At 32.9% G+C, this 17177-nt stretch carries 24 protein-coding genes and 2 tRNA genes; 20 read left to right on the top strand and 6 right to left on the bottom strand.

Annotation, left to right across the window (positions count from 1 at the left end; genetic code table 11):
* Positions 1-30 precede the first annotated feature (30 nt).
* Complete coding sequence (locus ACQY22_RS06425) at positions 31-198, top strand: 50S ribosomal protein L40e (RefSeq protein ID WP_428323874.1); 168 nt, start codon at positions 31-33, stop codon at positions 196-198.
* A gap of 2 nt (positions 199-200) precedes the next feature.
* Here the strand turns inward: ACQY22_RS06425 and ACQY22_RS06420 are convergent, their stop codons facing one another.
* Positions 201-449 carry a hypothetical protein gene (locus ACQY22_RS06420; protein WP_428323873.1) on the bottom strand — a complete coding sequence of 83 codons (249 nt, stop codon included), beginning with the start codon at positions 447-449 and terminating at the stop codon, positions 201-203.
* A 95-nt stretch (positions 450-544) separates the two neighbouring features.
* Here ACQY22_RS06420 and ACQY22_RS06415 point away from each other — a divergent pair.
* Positions 545-640, top strand: a tRNA-Val gene (locus ACQY22_RS06415).
* A 64-nt stretch (positions 641-704) separates the two neighbouring features.
* A complete protein-coding gene (locus ACQY22_RS06410) occupies positions 705-1085 on the top strand; it encodes a hypothetical protein (RefSeq protein WP_428323872.1) in 381 nt (126 codons plus the stop codon).
* On the opposite strand, the gene ACQY22_RS06405 is transcribed toward ACQY22_RS06410, so the two are convergent.
* Positions 1082-2422, bottom strand: coding sequence for an HTTM domain-containing protein (locus ACQY22_RS06405; RefSeq protein WP_428323871.1), 1341 nt, complete (start codon positions 2420-2422; stop codon positions 1082-1084). The genes ACQY22_RS06410 and ACQY22_RS06405 overlap by 4 nt on opposite strands.
* Before the next feature lie 110 nt (positions 2423-2532).
* Here ACQY22_RS06405 and ACQY22_RS06400 point away from each other — a divergent pair, with 110 nt between their 5' ends.
* Genes ACQY22_RS06400 through ACQY22_RS06375 form a run of 6 tightly spaced genes read left to right on the top strand, consistent with a single transcriptional unit; the run spans position 2533 to position 6049 of the window.
* Complete coding sequence (locus ACQY22_RS06400) at positions 2533-2664, top strand: hypothetical protein (RefSeq protein ID WP_012215556.1); 132 nt, start codon at positions 2533-2535, stop codon at positions 2662-2664.
* A gap of 53 nt (positions 2665-2717) precedes the next feature.
* On the top strand, positions 2718-3137 hold the full coding sequence (locus ACQY22_RS06395; RefSeq protein ID WP_428323870.1) for a hypothetical protein: 420 nt from the start codon (positions 2718-2720) through the stop codon (positions 3135-3137).
* A gap of 56 nt (positions 3138-3193) precedes the next feature.
* The gene (locus tag ACQY22_RS06390; protein WP_012215558.1) at positions 3194-3733 is read left to right on the top strand and encodes an inorganic diphosphatase; all 540 of its coding nucleotides are present in this window, start codon (positions 3194-3196) and stop codon (positions 3731-3733) included.
* A 1-nt stretch (position 3734) separates the two neighbouring features.
* Positions 3735-3992, top strand: a complete 258-nt coding sequence (locus ACQY22_RS06385; RefSeq protein WP_428323869.1) for a UBP-type zinc finger domain-containing protein — start codon at positions 3735-3737, stop codon at positions 3990-3992.
* On the top strand, positions 3962-4231 hold the full coding sequence (locus ACQY22_RS06380) for a hypothetical protein (RefSeq protein ID WP_428323868.1): 270 nt from the start codon (positions 3962-3964) through the stop codon (positions 4229-4231). The genes ACQY22_RS06385 and ACQY22_RS06380 overlap by 31 nt, the downstream gene beginning before the upstream one ends.
* A gap of 45 nt (positions 4232-4276) precedes the next feature.
* Positions 4277-6049 carry a M3 family oligoendopeptidase gene (locus ACQY22_RS06375; RefSeq protein WP_428323867.1) on the top strand — a complete coding sequence of 591 codons (1773 nt, stop codon included), beginning with the start codon at positions 4277-4279 and terminating at the stop codon, positions 6047-6049.
* 114 nt (positions 6050-6163) lie between these two features.
* Here the strand turns inward: ACQY22_RS06375 and ACQY22_RS06370 are convergent, their stop codons facing one another.
* Entirely contained in the window at positions 6164-6736 is a 573-nt protein-coding gene (locus ACQY22_RS06370) for a hypothetical protein (protein ID WP_428323866.1), read from the bottom strand.
* A gap of 147 nt (positions 6737-6883) precedes the next feature.
* Between ACQY22_RS06370 and ACQY22_RS06365 the strand changes: the two genes are divergently transcribed.
* Positions 6884-8029 (top strand): hypothetical protein, encoded by a 1146-nt coding sequence (locus ACQY22_RS06365; protein ID WP_428323865.1) that lies wholly within the window; start codon positions 6884-6886, stop codon positions 8027-8029.
* Here ACQY22_RS06365 and ACQY22_RS06360 read toward each other — a convergent pair whose 3' ends face one another.
* Both ACQY22_RS06360 and ACQY22_RS06355 read right to left on the bottom strand, forming a co-directional pair.
* A complete protein-coding gene (locus ACQY22_RS06360; protein WP_428323864.1) occupies positions 8030-8581 on the bottom strand; it encodes a pyruvoyl-dependent arginine decarboxylase in 552 nt (183 codons plus the stop codon).
* Between the two features lie 87 nt (positions 8582-8668).
* Positions 8669-8899, bottom strand: coding sequence for a hypothetical protein (locus tag ACQY22_RS06355; protein ID WP_428323863.1), 231 nt, complete (start codon positions 8897-8899; stop codon positions 8669-8671).
* 117 nt (positions 8900-9016) lie between these two features.
* On the opposite strand from ACQY22_RS06355, the gene ACQY22_RS06350 reads away from it, so the two are divergent.
* From ACQY22_RS06350 to ACQY22_RS06315, 8 genes are all read left to right on the top strand, one after another.
* Positions 9017-9091: transfer RNA gene (locus tag ACQY22_RS06350), tRNA-Thr, on the top strand.
* Positions 9092-9163: 72 nt separating this feature from the next.
* A complete protein-coding gene (locus tag ACQY22_RS06345) occupies positions 9164-10846 on the top strand; it encodes a pentapeptide repeat-containing protein (protein ID WP_428323862.1) in 1683 nt (560 codons plus the stop codon).
* Positions 10847-10904: 58 nt separating this feature from the next.
* Positions 10905-11714: a thioredoxin domain-containing protein gene (locus tag ACQY22_RS06340; RefSeq protein ID WP_428323861.1), complete on the top strand. Its 810-nt coding sequence runs from the start codon at positions 10905-10907 to the stop codon at positions 11712-11714.
* A gap of 103 nt (positions 11715-11817) precedes the next feature.
* Complete coding sequence (locus ACQY22_RS06335; RefSeq protein ID WP_428323860.1) at positions 11818-13143, top strand: DEAD/DEAH box helicase; 1326 nt, start codon at positions 11818-11820, stop codon at positions 13141-13143.
* A 48-nt stretch (positions 13144-13191) separates the two neighbouring features.
* Positions 13192-13425, top strand: a complete 234-nt coding sequence (locus ACQY22_RS06330; RefSeq protein WP_048070591.1) for an Lrp/AsnC ligand binding domain-containing protein — start codon at positions 13192-13194, stop codon at positions 13423-13425.
* Positions 13426-13458: 33 nt separating this feature from the next.
* Positions 13459-13749 carry a hypothetical protein gene (locus ACQY22_RS06325; protein WP_012215567.1) on the top strand — a complete coding sequence of 97 codons (291 nt, stop codon included), beginning with the start codon at positions 13459-13461 and terminating at the stop codon, positions 13747-13749.
* A complete protein-coding gene (locus tag ACQY22_RS06320) occupies positions 13746-14435 on the top strand; it encodes a hypothetical protein (RefSeq protein WP_428323859.1) in 690 nt (229 codons plus the stop codon). The genes ACQY22_RS06325 and ACQY22_RS06320 overlap by 4 nt, the downstream gene beginning before the upstream one ends.
* Before the next feature lie 49 nt (positions 14436-14484).
* On the top strand, positions 14485-15243 hold the full coding sequence (locus tag ACQY22_RS06315; protein ID WP_428323858.1) for a DUF3426 domain-containing protein: 759 nt from the start codon (positions 14485-14487) through the stop codon (positions 15241-15243).
* Here the strand turns inward: ACQY22_RS06315 and ACQY22_RS06310 are convergent.
* Entirely contained in the window at positions 15206-15661 is a 456-nt protein-coding gene (locus ACQY22_RS06310; protein WP_428323857.1) for a hypothetical protein, read from the bottom strand. The genes ACQY22_RS06315 and ACQY22_RS06310 overlap by 38 nt on opposite strands.
* A 90-nt stretch (positions 15662-15751) precedes the next feature.
* Between ACQY22_RS06310 and ACQY22_RS06305 the strand changes: the two genes are divergently transcribed.
* A complete protein-coding gene (locus tag ACQY22_RS06305) occupies positions 15752-16651 on the top strand; it encodes a zinc-ribbon domain-containing protein (RefSeq protein WP_428323856.1) in 900 nt (299 codons plus the stop codon).
* 37 nt (positions 16652-16688) lie between these two features.
* Positions 16689-17030: a hypothetical protein gene (locus tag ACQY22_RS06300; RefSeq protein ID WP_428323855.1), complete on the top strand. Its 342-nt coding sequence runs from the start codon at positions 16689-16691 to the stop codon at positions 17028-17030.
* Positions 17031-17177: the final 147 nt, after the last annotated feature.

Raw genomic sequence — 17177 nt, 5'->3', positions numbered from 1 at the left:
TTAAAAGAGAGTGTTTTAGGAGAGAATCAAATGCCAATCACAGACCCAGAAAAAAAACGAATTGCACAGCAAGCAAGACTTGTCATGAGAATTTGTTTTAATTGTGGATGCAGAAACGATGTTGGTGCTACTAGATGCAGAAAATGCAGAAATCCATACTTGAGATTAAAGAACAGAAATCTTGGCGTAAAGAAATAGAACTAGAAATTCATTAATCTTTGTCGATAATCTACAATTGCAGATTTTATATCAGAATTGTATCGCATGATAAAAGATTTTGCCAAATCAGGATTTTCCAATTCCTCTAGAGAAATCTGCAGATCATCAGGCAGTTGTTCATTCATCTGAAAGAGAATTTTGGCAGCATCAATGTATTGGCCAAGATTTTCAGCATACTCAAATGCTAATTTCATCCTGTCAATTAATGCATCAAACTCCTGTAAGGACATGTTGAGATTTACAAAAATTAGTACTAAAGGGATTGGTAATTATAAAATAGCTCATAATCTAAAGACAAAAAAACTCGTTTTATTGTAGAATTGTTGGACCGGTCGTCTAGTTTGGTTTGGATGACGCACTCACACTGCGTAAGGGAATTATTTCTCCGCAAAGGTCGTGGGTTCAAATCCCATCCGGTCCACCTACCATTTACTCTTGAGTGTATCTGTAAAAAGTTATTATTGTAAAAAGACCATAATACAATATTGGAAATTCAAGAAATATCACCTGTTGTAATTTATGACAATGCATGTCATCTTTGCGCAAAATTTGCTAGTGCAGTTAACTTTTTTGCCAGAGGAAAGATTGCACTTGTTGGTCATTATTCTGAAACTGGAGAAAAACTACGAAAGCAGTACCTTGATTCTAGTGCAACAGACATGTTTTGGTTTATTGATGGAAAAAATGCATATGGTGGTCGTGCAGCATTATTACCTTTGATTGGAGAAATTCTTTTCTCAAAGAAAAGAGCACCAATTCAGACCATATTTGAGGAGACATGTGATGCAGGATGCAAAGCACCTAATGCAGTATTTGTAAGATCTGCTAGTCTTTTGACTCATAGCAAAAAGATCAAAATCAACTAATCCTCTAATGGAACAATCCAAGACTTTGGAAGAAGCGTTCGAGGCTCTTTTGTCAAATCAACATCAGGGTCAATTAGTTTTTGATAATCTCGTCCATTTACGGAGGACATCATATCTACTCTAATCTCAATGTCATCATACCCTTGATTACGATATTTTTCTGCAAGAAAATGACTATACTGTAAAATCATATCAGGTCTTGTAGACATTTTAGATTCTTGTCTTTGAGTTAGATCCTCATCATGATCTACTACCCAACTCCTTCCTGTACTAGGATCTGTTGCAGTAAATTCGATAAATACAGTATCCTTGTCTCTAAGCTTCATATGCCATGCAAAATTGTGTCCCTCTTCAGTCCAGCTTACATTTCCAGGATATGCATAATGACGCAGTGGCAAGGTAATCTGAACAACAAGGAAAATCAGGATTAGAGACAAGACAATCTTTTGGTTTTTTGATAATGTCGTGATTTTGGATTTTTGTTTTTTTGATACTTTGAATCGTTTTAAGACTCTAGGCCAACTAGGATCAAAGAAGACCAAAGTTGCAAAAATCATAAACCACGGAAATATTCCAATTGAGAATAGTTGAGCGTTTAGAAGGTGAAATGAAACTAAAATTACATATGCAAAAATTCTAGAACGGCGCCAGAGCAAAAATGGGACTGCAAGCAAATCAACAAACAATGCACCATATGCAAAAAACATTACAAACCATTCTTCTGTAAAGAACTGACCCAAAAGAGGAAACGTATCGGCTTCACTTTCAAGCCAAAATCGTAATGGGTATCCTGCCAGCCAATCAGGATTTAGTTTTGCAATTCCACCAAAAAAGTATGGAATCCCAACTAGAATTCTCAAAAGCCAAATAGAATATGCTGAAATAAAATCAGTTCTGATTTTTTTATTGAGCCATGAATCAATAGAAAAGGCTCTATTTGCTGGAATGAAAATCAGAACAAAGCTGACAAGCCAAATCAAGTAAAAGTGATTGAGATATCTTGATTGTTCTGAGAAAAAGATCTGTGAAAAAGCTAAGAAAAATAAAATTGTGCATATTCGATACTTGAACCCAACCAGAATGCAAATCGACAAAACACCCATTGCAGCAAAATGCAAATACATAAAATCGCCAGGCCATGGTTTTACCCAATCAAATCCATAGTATGTAAAATGAAATGTGGGTTCAATCCAATATTTAGAGATCCAATCATGTTCAAAATATCTGAAAACTTCCCAAAGCATTATTGCACCAAAAATAAATCTAAAGTAAACTAAAATCGCAATATCACGTGGTTCAAATAGTTTTTGTAAAATTGTTGTTTTTGTAATATTCAATTGAAGAATTGTAATTTTTGGATTATTAAAATTTGGATCGAGGATTAGGGTTGATAATAGGTGATAGTATCATTCCACTTACTTAAATTAGACAATTTATCAAAAAAATCATGAAAGCAAGATTCCCTGGAAAGTGTGTAGAGTGTGGGGAAGCAATCAAAGTTGGAAAAGAGATTCTGAAAAATTCCAAAGAACAATGGGTTCATGCAGCATGTTCAGATTTAGAAGACGAATTACCATAAAATGATTAAATTTGCAATAAATCTTTTAAACAACTTGTAAAAAAGCTAGTCATATGAAGACAAAATCAAGTATCTTCCTAGCAATTATTGCATCATTTGCAGTTCTGATGTTTCCATCAGAGGCAATTGCAGAGAATTCAGAAACGACAACAATCACTCCAATTAACGGAGAAATCAGCCTACAGAAAACAGTCACTAAAATGATTGTTCCAGAAGGCAATACATTACCATGGGGATTTGTCACAGGGGGTCCTTCAGAATATGCTGAGAGACATCCAGTAATCATTCAATTCTTCGATGAAGCAAATGATTTGGTACATGTTGCCCAAGTTGATGTCAAAGGAGATGGTTCTTACGAATACAAGTTTAGAGTAACTAGTATTGATGAAAGTGGAAATATGGAAAAAGCCTTTGAAGGCGAATATACTGTAATGATTTACAGAGTAATTCCTAACTCAAATCAACTAGTCTAAACATTTTTTATTTTTCACAGAATTCATATACCATTCAAGAAAACGCTAGCTAGATAATGAGTAAAAATTTTTGGCACGATATAGAATCAGGTGCAGATATTCCTGAAATTATCAATGTGGTAGTAGAGATACCTAAGGGCTCTATGAACAAATATGAATATGACAAAAAACACAATATGATAAAACTTGACAGAGTTTTATTTTCACCATTTCATTATCCAGGTGATTACGGACTAGTTCCTCAAACACTTTCTGAAGATGGGGATCCATTAGATGCACTAGTACTTGTTACAAATCCGACATATCCAGGAATTCTAATTGAAGCTAGACCAATTGGATTACTTCAAATGAAAGATGCAGGAGATTTAGATGACAAGATTATTTGCGTGTCAACAAATGATCCAAGATATTTGCATACTACAGATATTTCAGACATTGAAGACCACTATCGTTCTGAAATTGCACACTTTTTCCAAGTGTACAAAGATTTGGAAGGAAAGAAAGTAGAGATACTAGGGTGGCAATCAGCAAAAGAAGCAAAAAGTATCATTGTTGAATCAATTAAAAGATACAAGAATACTTTGAAGAAATTTTAAGATGTCAAAAGAATGCAATCACTTTTCAGAGGAAACAAAAGGAATAACACCAAATACAAAAAGCTGTGAAGAATGTGAAAAAGAACACCTCCCAGTTGTTGCAATAAGGATGTGTTTAACATGTGGGCATGTAGGGTGTTGTGATTCATCTATTGGAAAACATGCAACAAAACACTTTGAAGAAACAGGGCATCCAGTTATGAAAGCAATTCCAGGAGATATTTGGAAGTGGTGTTATCATCACAAAGAATACTATTAATTTTCAAAGTACTAGAAGAACATAGACAATTGAACAAAGAAAAATTTCACTGGACTTTTTGGGTAGGAATAGGGTTTCTAATTGCAGGTGGAATTAGTTGGGCAATTTTATTGGCAGGAGAAGGTCCACCAAGCTTTGTTGAGGAGACCATAACATACAGTTACGGATGGGTGATTTTTGGAATAGGTTTGATCATATATTCTACTATTAGAAAAATAGTAAAATCTAAAGAACCATAATAGCAGCATATTCATTTTTTAATAGTTAGAAAATTACGATTAGCAATGTCTCAGTATCAATTAGGAACGTGGGATCTTTCAGAATTAGCAAAAAACCCAAAAAGTTCAGCGTTTCAAAAACAGATCAAAGAATTAGAGAATCAGGCTAAAAAATTTGAGAAAATTAAATCAAAATTAGATTCAAAAATGTCATCAAAAAAATTCATGGGAATGTTAACTGAAGTAGAAGAAATTTCTGAAAAAATGAGTAAGATTGGAGGATATGCATCTCTTTCATACTCATCAGATACTCAATCAGATGAAGCAACATCATTAATGACTAGAATGTCAAAATTAGGTTCAGATATTTCAAACAAAATTTTATTTTTTGACTTGTGGTGGAAAACTCAAGTTGATGAAGAAAATGCAAAGAGGTTGGTTAAAGATGCAGGAGAGTTATCAGAATATCTAGCACATAAAAGACTAATTGCAAAATATTCACTTAGTGAACCTGAAGAGAGAATCATTAACACATTAGATGTTACAGGAATTTCTGCACTTGTAAAATTGTATGACAAGATAACTAATGCATTTGAATATCAAATGAAAATTGGAAACAAAACAAAAAAGATGACAAGAGAAGAATTGACAAACTATGTGAGACACACAAATCCAAAAATCCGTGAAACAGCTTACAAAACAATTCTTGGAAAATATAATGAGAACAAAGGAGTTGTGGGGGAAATTTATCAAAATATTGCACTTAACTGGAAAGATGAAGGGATTGACATTCGAGGCTATAAAACTCCAATTTCAATGAGAAATATTGGAAACGATGTAGATGATAAAACCATTGAATCACTCCTCACAGTTTGTAAAAAAAATGCCCCAGTATTTCAAAAATTCTTTGTGCAAAAAGCAAAGATGCTCAAAATGAAAAAGCTTCGAAGATATGACATTTATGCACCAGCTGCTGCAAACATTAAAGAAAAAAATTATTCATACAACAAATCGGTAAAATTAGTTTTTGAATCACTAGGTAAATTCAGCAATACATTAGAAGATTTTGCAAGAAAGGTTTTCAATGAAAATCATATTGATTCGTCAGTAAGACAGGGTAAAAGGGATGGAGCATTTTGCAGCACATTAACACCCAAAATTACCCCTTATGTTTTGGTCAATTTTACAGGAAAATCAAGAGATGTATTTACATTAGCACATGAATTAGGTCATGCAGTTCACAGTCAAGCTGCACAAGATAGATCGATTCTAGTCCAAGATGCACCGTTACCATTAGCTGAAACAGCATCAACATTTTCTGAATTACTGCTCTATGACAATATTTCAGATAAAATTTCAGATGATGAAAAGAAGATAATGTTATCTGAAAAAATTGATGACTTGTATGCAACCATTCTAAGACAATCATTTTTTACAATTTTTGAGATTGATGCTCACAAGCAAATTGGCAAAGGAACTACTATAGATGAAATTTCAAAAACATATCTACAAAATCTTAAACAGCAATTTGGAAAATCAGTTGATGTTACAGATGATTTTGCAATAGAATGGAGTTGCATTCCACACTTCTATCACACGCCGTTTTATTGCTATGCATATTCATTTGGAAATCTTCTTGCATTATCATTATTCCAAAGATACAAAAAAGAAGGTCAAGATTTTGTTCCAGCATACATTGACATTCTTGCAGCAGGGGGTTCAAAAAAACCTGAAAAACTCCTTAAAGAGCATGGACTAGATATCCAATCTACAAAGTTTTGGCAAGAAGGTTTCGATTATGTTAATGAACAGGTAAAAGCACTCTCATCATTAAACTAGATTTTTAATAAATGGGGCTGACAGTCCAACGCAAGGACTGCCAGCTTGTTCCCCGAACGGTTTGAATTCGATGTCAAAACCCCATCACAAATTATCTGATTTAAACGTTTGAAATTATTCCAAGTCTAATTTCTTAGGTTTGATTTTCCGTATTGTACCACCCAAAATTCCAATCGTAATTCCTAATTGGTATAGAAAATACAATAAAACCTCAAATGTACTAGGAGTCAAATCTGTAAATCGACTAATTCCTGTCAATACCAACAATAACGAACTAAAAAAGAAGACAAACAATTTTACAATTCCATGAAGATTTGTAAATTTCAAAATAACAAAAGTCATAACAGTTACAGAAATTGCTAAAACTGTAAGGAATCCAGTATTCATTCCAAAAATAAGAAACAATAATGATGCAAGTTCTGCAGGATTTCCAGCAGAAAGATTTGAAAATTCAATTTTCTCAGGAGATGCAAATCGAGGAACGCTCAAAATTGCATTTGCCAAAAATAAAACAAACAAAGTAATGGACACAGTCTTTAGATGATTTTGTAGTCGTGGGAATCGAACAAGAATAGCACGTCCTAAAATGATTCCTTGGAACAATCCAACCCCAAATGCACCAATTACTGCAATAATAGAGAAAATTGGATCTTGGAATACATCAACAAGAAATGGAATTAAGGCCAATACTAGTGTAATTTCGTGAAAAATAGAATATTAGTTAGAAGATGACTAATTTTCGTAAAAAAAATAAAAAAAATTCATCAAAAAATTCTTTGGAAAATAAACCAAATAGGAGTAAAGTTAATAATTTCATGACTAGAGGAACAACCAATGCAGAAGATATTTTTGCTTTTATTATTAGTAGCAATTATTGGAATCTCAACGAATTATGCATATTCACAAGAAATTGGTTTAGCAACTTTTCAAGAAACTGCTCAAGTGTTAGTGGATAGAAGTATATCTCAAAATGTGACTGCATCTGTAACACTACAAAGTACAAGCATTCAAGAGATTAGAATTCCATCTGAATTAGAACAAAAACTCAGAGAAGATGAAATGATTAAAGCAGTAATAATTACAAATCAAGAACAATGTGTTTTAGGCGTATTTGATAAATCATGCATAATGATTAACGTGGTCAGAGATCCAGAAGCAAAAGGTATCATTGAGATTCAAGATGCAGCCAAAGAAGTTGCAATGCCATACATTGATGAGATAAATCAAGTGTTTGATGTAGAGTCAAAACTGCATTCAGTTTTTGTGCATAGTGATGACACATCCAATGAGGCATTGGAGACATCAGGAGTAATTTCAGGCAAAGGAATGATTTCAGTAGTATACACAATACCACCAGAGGATACTAATGCAATGTATGAAAAAACTTCAGCAATTCTAATTCCAAAAATCATTAGAGAAAGTGGAGGATTTTATGAAGTTGCAAAGAATCTCTCATTTGAAGAAAATGCAAAGATGACATTTTCAATAATACCTTTAGATTCAAAATCGCTTTTACAGTTAAAATTATCAGTGGATTATCCTAATGAGGCATCTATGATTTCAGAAGTTAGTCCGTTAGATTTGTTAAAAACAAATACAATTAGCAGATCAGATTATTTTTCTTCTGGATTTTATCCACTTAATTCAGTCATTCAAGTAGTGATACTATCACCAGAAGATGAAACCATCTCAAACATAAGAGGGAATATTGTTCCAACACAAGTAATTGATGGTGAAAAAATTCCAACAGATATTTCAAAAGATGGATGGGTTTTTGACCCTCAAGAAGGTCAGAGAATTCAAGGAATGTATATTTTTGGAGAAGAAACTTTAGTTAACAATGACAAACTAAAGTTTTCATTAGGAGATGCACCACCTATGCAACCAGAATCATCAGATGAATCACTTGTAGTAGTAATAGTAATTTCAATAGTTGCAATCGCAGCTGCTTTATTCTATCTTAAAGGATATAGAAAATAATCAGACTAAAAGTACTGCTGCTGCAAAAACAGTAGTCCATTTACCATCTTTGTCACCACGAGTTTGTTGAGTAATATTTTGAGTCTTGTAAATTTCTCCAGATATTTTCCATTGTTGTCTTTTCTCATCCCAGTTCTTGTCAACATCAAATGGGATTCCTAATGAAGAAGCCAACATTTGCGCTGCAATATCTTCAGCATAATCTCCTGCCTGAGTCTCAGTTTGTCCAAAAGCTTCGTATTCAGACAAATAGCCATATCTGTCTTTGTCCTTTGGCTGTGCAATTCCTACAGATGCAGAACACATTCTATGAGGTTCATTTGTTTGATTCTTTGAATAAATTGTAAATAGAATCTGTCCAGGTTTAATTTGTGCTAATCCCTCTTTTCTTGAAATTAATTTTGCCTTTGGCGGAAAAATACTAGAAATCAAAACAAGATTAGTTCCTGCAATACCAGCATCTCTTAGGGCATATTCAAAGCTAGTCAATCTATCTTCATGAACACCTTTTCCTCTTGTAAGAAATAATTTCTTTGCAACTAAATCTAGCATTTCAAAATTTTAGAAAATATATTATTATTTAACTTTAATCAAATGCTCATTTTTTTAGAAATATTAAAAAGTGAAGTTATTAGGTTACTAATCTCGTTTCTTTTTCTTTTTTCTTTTATCAGGAGCCTTTGCTTCTTGCGTTAGAAGGATGAATGTGAAAAATGCTCCTAATCCAACATTGACAACCCCCATGAATGTGATGAACATTGTTTGTTCTTTTCCAGCAATTGGGGACAACCCAATTATGATACCCAAAGTACCAGTTGCAAAGAACATCATCATCAAAACTTTGACTCTAGTGGGTTCAATGTATCTCATAACAGGTATCAAAAAATGGCATTATTATAAACTGACGGTTATGAAATTTCTAGAAAAATCCTTACAAAAAGAATACAGGTAACACTTTAAACCTTCAAAAATTTCATTTTACTTCGTGCCAATGTAGCTCAGCCTGGCTAGAGCATTCGCCTTGTAAGCGAAAGGTCATGGGTTCAGATCCCATCATTGGCTTTTTATCACATTCAAATTTAGTTCTACTAAAATAGACATTAAATTATCCAAATTTAATAAATTGGTGATTAGATGAAGATATTTTTCATATTATATTTGATCTTGGGATTATTTTCAATATGGATAATTGCATCTCCCAGTTCCAACATAATGAATTTTGAACAAGATGAAATAGAAAAATTAAGTGAATGTATAAAAAATAAATCTGAAGACAATGTATCTAATTGTGATTTTAAAAGGAAAAATTTCAGAAATATTAATCTTGAAAAAATGGATTTAAGTGGAATTGACTTGTCTGGTACGGATCTTACAGGAGCCAATTTATCTTATTCAAATTTGACTAATTCAATTTTATATGGTGCAGATTTGAGAGAAGCAAATCTATTTGGTGTGACATTAAAAAATGCAAAATTAGACGGTGCTAATTTACGAGATACAATCTTAGAAGATGCAGATTTAGAAAATGCATCATTAAAACATGTTTATTTTTACAAAACAATTCTAGTTAAAGCTAATCTATCCAACACAGATGCAAGTAGAGCAAATTTTTGTGGACAGGATTTATCTCACAGAATTCTTTATGGGATAAATTTAGATAGTGCGGATTTGAGATATGCCAATTTGGCACAATCTAATTTAATTTCTGCAAGTTTACGTCATACAGATTTGAGTTATGCAAATCTTGCAGGAGCTGATTTGTCAAACAATGATTTATCATTCATAAATTTGAAAAATGCTAATTTAGCTTATGCCACATTAGAAAATTCAAACCTTTCAGGCGCAGACATTACAGATGCTAATTTAAAAAATACAAACATGAATAATGTAAAAAAAGACATTCAAAATAACATAAATACAAAAAATGAAATTATAGAAAAAAACCCTCAATTTCACAAACAAAGTTCATTTCCTAATGCAAATTTGAGCAAATTGAATTTGGCAGGAATAGAAATTTCAGAATCAGATTTTTCAGGAGCTGATTTGTCAGATACAAATTTGTCTGGAGCATTAATGTGGGGAATAAATTTAGCTAATGCAAATCTACGTAATGTAGATTTAAGCCAAGCATATCTGTCTGGAGCTGATTTGTCTGGAGCTGATTTGTCTGGAGCTGATTTGTCTGGAGCTGATTTGTCTGGAGCTGATTTGTCTGGAATTTATGCAGAAAAAACAACTTTTGATAACACCACATTATATGGTTCAAAGTTTTTTGGTGCATATTTAAAAAATGTAAATTTCACTAACGCAAAAATAAATGGGGCATATTTCTCAGGAATTGTTTTGATTGATGCTAATCTAACTAATGTAGATCTTACCAATTCAAATTTTGAAAACTCATTGATTTCCAGTGATCTTTCTAAAAAAGATTTGTCAGGAGCCAATTTACGAGATGTTAAATTATCAAATGCAAACTTGAAAAATTCTATTTTTATTGATGCGGATTTATCATGGACGTATCTAAATAGTGCAAACTTAAATTCTGCAAATTTGACAAATGCTAATTTGCATATGGCAGATTTAGGAAATGCAGATCTAACTAATGCAGATCTAACTAATGCAGATCTAACAAACATTTACTTAAAAAATGCAATAAGAGAAAATACAATTACTAAAAACAGTAAGACGGACAGTTGTTTTGAACTGGATTTGATGAACGTTATATTTTGTAAAATCACAAGAGAAATAACACCAAATTCTCCACCATATGAAACAACGTTTGTGCACAGAGACAATTATGTTATAAACTACCCATAATTCTGAATGAATAATCTAGCAATACGATTAAGTATGTTAAATTTTGGAACAATTTTACATGAGTTTTGAAGATAATGTTGAAAATAATGAAATTAAAGATAATGACAAGAATCAAAATAAATCAAAATCAAGTGGTCTAATAATTGGATTAATCATTGCAGTAGGAATTGCAGCATTTTTTGCAGGAATGTATTTCTCAAATATGGATTCAGACCAGATTTCACAAGAAGATCTAGATGATGCAATTGCAAAATTAGAACTTAAAATGTTGCAAAATAGACTGCCAACAAATCAACCTTCAGAACCAATAAGAATTTCAGCAGACGATGATCCAGTGATTGGAAATCCAGATGCACCAATCACAATAATAGAATTTTCTGATTTTCAATGTCCATTCTGTGCACGATTCCACGTCCAAACACTTCCATTACTTCTCGAGGAATACATTGAACAAGGTAAAGTAAAGTTAGTCTTTAGAGACTTTCCAATACAAAGTATTCATCCAAATGCACTTCCAGCATCAGTGGCAGCAGAATGTGCAAATGAACAAGGTCAATTCAAAGCAATGCATGATAAGTTATTTGATAATCAAGGTCAATGGAGCAACCAAGATACAGTTGATGCATTAGCTATGTTTAGCCAATATGCAACTCAAATTCAATTAGATCAAGAAATGTTTGACTCTTGTCTTGATAGTGGAAAATACATTGAAGAGATAAGAAATGATCTGGAGGATGGTAGAAGTTATGATGTTACAGGAACCCCCGGATTTTTTGTAGGAAATGACGAAATAGGTTACGTAGAACTAAAAGGCGCACAACCATTTGAAAGCTTCAAAAAAATTATTGATTCACAGTTAGAGGCATAAAAAAAATAACAAGCGTTTATTAGACCTAAACTGCGACTTTACGCATCGGAATAATGACGTCTGGCAATGAGCTTTTCGTCATTGCTAAAGAGAAGAAAACAAAATGACAAAATTTCAGGAATTAGGATTAAAAGAAGACATACTAAAAGGAATTAACGATCTTGGATTTGAAGAAGCATTTCCAATTCAAGAGGCAGTGATTCCAGTACTACTCACAGGAAGAGATGTCGTAGGACAAGCACATACAGGTTCTGGTAAGACTGCAGCATTTGCATTATCAATGCTGCAAGAGATTCAACCAAAAAACGGTATTCAAGGTTTGATCATGGCACCAACAAGAGAACTTGCAATGCAAATTACAGATGAGATAAAGAAATTTGGAAAACATACAGGAATCAGAGTAGCAACAGTTTATGGAGGACAAGGTATGGGACTCCAATTAGATGCTCTTGAGAGAGGAGTAGAAATTGTAGTAGCAACGCCAGGCAGATTAATTGATCATCTCAAACGAGGTTCAATAGAGCTTAGAGATGTCACCCATATTGTTCTAGATGAAGCAGATACAATGTTAGATATGGGATTTATTGACGACATTGGATTCATTTTAGATTTAGCACCAGAAGACAGAGTTATGTCATTGTTTTCTGCAACAATGCCAACTGAGATTCTCAGATTATCTGAAGAATATTTGAAAAATCCAAAACAATTCTTACTAGATGCAGATGACCTTAGTGGAGAAGGTATTGATCAATCATATCTAGTCATCAAAGACAGAGACAAATTCAAGTATCTAATTGATTTCATTAAACCAGTAAAAGGTCAAGCAATTGTGTTTTGTTCAACAAAATATAGAACTAGAGACGTTGCAAAATTCCTACATCAGGAAAAATTTGACGCCGTTGCAATAGAAGGAGACATGTCACAGCACAGAAGAGAACAATCAATGGGAAAATTCCGTAGTGGTAAAGCAGACATTCTAGTAGCAACAGATGTGGCATCAAGAGGTATTGATGTACCCAGAGTAGAATTAGTAATCAATTACGATGTTCCAAATCAAGAAATGGCATATTTTCACAGAATAGGCAGAACCGCAAGAGCAGGAGCAAAGGGTAAAGCAGTAACATTTGTTTCATATTCATCTGTAGGGGATTGGAATCTTATCAAACGTCAAATCAAAGTTCCTCTAAAAGATTTGAATGAAGAGATGGGAATAGAAATTGCAATTCCAGATCCTCTAAAAAGACAAATGCCATCAAGAAGATACGGAGGTCAATCAAGATCAAACTATTCCAGAGGAGGTCGCTCTGGAGGATATAGTCGAGGAGGAGGAGGAGGAAGACGAGATTCCAGAGACGATAGAGGCGGAAGACGAAGATATAATGACAAAGGCGGTAACAGAAACAGTTACGGCGGCCGCAGTAGATGGTAACTGTAAAACTTAAAGACCTGAACCACGTAATTAATTTAAGATAAAGTAATGCATAAAGGATTCATTTTGTTAAATTGTGATCTCGGGGCTGAAGAATACATTGTAGATGAATTAAATCAGATGCAAGATGTAAAAAACGCGTATCTAACTTTTGGAGCATATGATGTAATTGCAGAGATAGAAACAGAAAATCAAGAAGGATTTGAAAAAGCAATTGCAGTGATTAGAAAACTATCCAGAGTGGTCAGCACTATGACACTCAATGTGATTCGTCCCGAATAATTGTTATATGAGAAAATTCAGGATTGAATAAAATTGCAAAAAATTGATTATGAAGCACCAGTATGGGTACTAAATTACAACAACCCAAAACCACTTTTGGATCATGCAATACACATGCTAGAGAGACACGGGGTAAAACGAGAAGACATGGAAATTACTGAAACTCCAACTGCAAAAATAGGCTCAATTGTGGTTGAAATTTGGCCTTATGAACTTGTAATTGGAAGAGTAAGATCAACACGTAATGACTCTTTTATCAGTGGTACTGAATTTACAATTGAGTTAAAATTAGACGAAAATGGGAACTACATAGATTATCTTTGAAAAAAAAGAAAATTCAAAATATTACAATAGGAATAATTGCAATTAGTATTATTGGAGCAATTATAGCATATAATTATTCAGTAGATCAAACAAAACAAAAAGGATTACAATTTGGGACAGAGTTAGAACAAATTCAACAAGAAGTAAAAGATTTGCAAACTAAATTTTATTCAGAAAAAACAAAATGGGAAGAAGGAGACATAACAAAAGAAGAGTTGTTGGAATTTTATGATGAACATCTAAATGAATTCAATGAAATCATTTCAAAATATGATAATCTTAATTCCCCAGAATTATTTGAGAGTTCAGTAGAATTGTTAAAGATTTCATCAGAGACACAACTGTCAAGTGATTCAGAATACATCAAATGGATTGAGACAGGAGACGAATCAGCTAAAGTAAGATCAGACACACAGTTTCAAGAATCAGTTGAATATGAATTGCAAGGCTTAGTTGAATTTTATTCAGCAAAGACAGGAATCAAAAACTATGATGAAGATGCAAAGTTTGAAGCTCCACAAACAGGATTAACACAAAAAGTCATTCAAGTTGCAGAGAACATGGCAAGCAAATGTGATGAAGAATTCAAAAATGAATCAGGAGAATTTGATTCTGATGAGATAGAAGTAGAGTGGTTTAATTGTATAAATGAGGCTAAAAAATGGAAAATTGAGCATCTTCCATAAATAATCAAATCCACAAAAACTACTTTAAAGAATCAGATATAGAATAATTGTGGAAAAAATCTTCATTGCTGGAGTTATTTTTGCAAGTATGATACCGTTTGTATTCGCAGATGTGTATATCCAAAATGATCAACAATACATTGGAGATGATGGTTCAATTCACATTGTAGGTGAGATTGTAAACAATCTAGACATACCTTTGAATCAAATTTATGTACAAATTGATTTGTTTGATGAAAATCAGCAATTAATCCAAACAAAAGAGACAAACTCATTGGTCAATACAATAATGCCAGGAATGAAAGGACCATTTGATCTCATTTTAACAAATAATGAAGCAAAAAATGTAAAGTCATACACTATGGAAATAAATTATCAAGTTAGTCCTCCAAAAAGTCAAGTCATAGACATTACTGAGTCAGTACTTTCAAGAGACAGTCACAATAATTTGATGATAACAGGAACTGTAGCAAATAATGGAGAGATTACAGCAAATATGGTATCAATAGTTGCAACACTTTATGACAAACAAGGAAATGTTGCAGCAGTATCAAGTGTAAACCCTGAACCAGATTATCTACGAGCAGAAGATAGTGCATTCTTTGTATTATCAGTACTAGACAAAATTCAAACTGAAGAAATTAATGATTATACACTAATTGCAGAATCTGAAGAGTTTGCAGCAGTACCAGAATTTCCTATAGGCACAGTTATCTTGCTCATACTCACATTGTCAGCATATATTGGAATTACACGGTATTCTGGAAAAATTATAACAAATCTCTTTTCTGCAACAAATCTAAAGTAGGAAAAAGTTCTTTGACCAGTTCTTCTTTTTTGAGAGGAGCTGGTTGTGAAAATAAAACAGGGAAGCTTATGGTAAGCATATCTTGATCAGTATGAGAAATTCTTACTGAATGAAAGTTACAGTTCATTTCAGATAATACACCATTCCATTTATCCAAATGAACATTTACCCTAACAACATTCTCATGAACATCTGAAATACTGGTATCCAAATCCTTGTCAAACAATCCAAATTTCACTAAGGGTACCATTACCATTCCTCCTAAAATTTTATCATGGTTTTTTAACATAGAAGAAATAATTTGTTCAGAATTTTCTTTTGGATAAATATCACCATAATCAGGATCAAAGTATCCTGCAATCATTTTTTTTGAATCATAAATGCGAAAATATTCTTCATCTAATTCTAACTTCCACAATCAGGTTCATCATAAATGAAATGATTTTTTTTATATATCATTCCCATATATGGAGAAAACAATTTAGAATGACCCCAAATAGAGAGGAATATGGAAGATAGGGATGTAGTGGATGATGTAAATGCACTTCTAAATCTAGGAGTAGGAGATGCATACAGGTTAGAACATATCAAACAAGCCTATATTCAGAACAAATCAATTTGGAATGTGGATAAAAATTATCTACAAAAAATGGTAGACAAATATCTCATAAAACATTCAAATCTTGAATCAGATTCTGCCGAAACAGAAGATGAATCTGAAAATGAAGAGAAGATTCATTGTTGGAAATGTGGAAAAAAAACCACGTTAGGGGCAAATTTTTGCATGGTATGCGGAGCATCATTATTTGATGTTGCATCAAAACCAAAAGTAGAACAAGAATCAACTCCATCTAATCAGAAAAATAACACTAGAACAATTAAACTAAAAATTCCAATTATGATTGGCATTCCTGTAATAATTTTGGCAATTATTGGGGGAGCATACAGTCAAGGTTATTTTGACAACACGCTAGAAAGAACAGAATTAAAAGATGAACAAGTTGATGTCAAACCCACCATAGTTGAAACTACAGAAAAAACATCAAGTGAAACAGATTCACCATGTGGACCAGGAACTGTTTTGGATGCTAAAACTAATTCATGCGTTTTAGAGAGTGAAGTCAGTACAGAAAAAACATCAAGTGAAACAGATTCACCATGTGGACCAGGAACTGTTTTGGATGCTAAAACTAATTCATGCGTTTTAGAGAGTGAAGTCAGTACAGAAAAAACATCAAGTGAAACAGATTCACCATGTGGACCAGGAACTGTTTTGGATGCTAAAACTAATTCATGCGTTTTAGAGAGTGAAGTCAGTACAGAAAAAACATCAAGTGAAACAGATTCACCATGTGGACCAGGAACTGTTTTGGATGCTAAAACTAATTCATGCGTTTTAGACAAATAAAAGACAATTAAATAAACTAGGGAAGATAAGAGAGATCATGGTAATTTCTAAAGAGAATAAAGAGTTCATTGACAGTTTAATTGATTACTACATTAACGAGTCTGAAGCATATACACAGATTGCAGAGAATTTTGTTCCAGAAGTTGGTTCCGTTCCAGATACGACATTTGGAATTATTACAGGATGTGTGTATTCAGGATTTTTACAGGCATATCAAAATCAACAACAAACTCCAAGCCTAGAAGATATGAAAGAATTCAATGACATAATAAAAAAAAGAGCAGCTTTGATAAAAAAGGCAATAATTGAGCCTACCAAAATAGAGAAAACAGAAGAAAAACAAGAAGAGCCAGAAAATAAAATCAAAGAAGATGAGTAAGTGATTTTTAAAAATTTAGAAAAAAGCAATACAGTTTAATTCTGAATAAAAATTGTAAAAAATATGAAAGTAGATGGTAGTAAAATAATTTTTTGGGGAGGTACTGCTGCTGCAGTAGTCACAGCAATAGTGGCATTGTATTTTTCA

Origin of the sequence: Candidatus Nitrosopumilus sp., assembly GCF_965263415.1 — an archaeon.
GTDB lineage: Archaea > Thermoproteota > Nitrososphaeria > Nitrososphaerales > Nitrosopumilaceae > Nitrosopumilus.
Note: the sequence above shows the minus strand (reverse complement) of the source record. Positions and strands in the feature narration are given on the sequence as shown.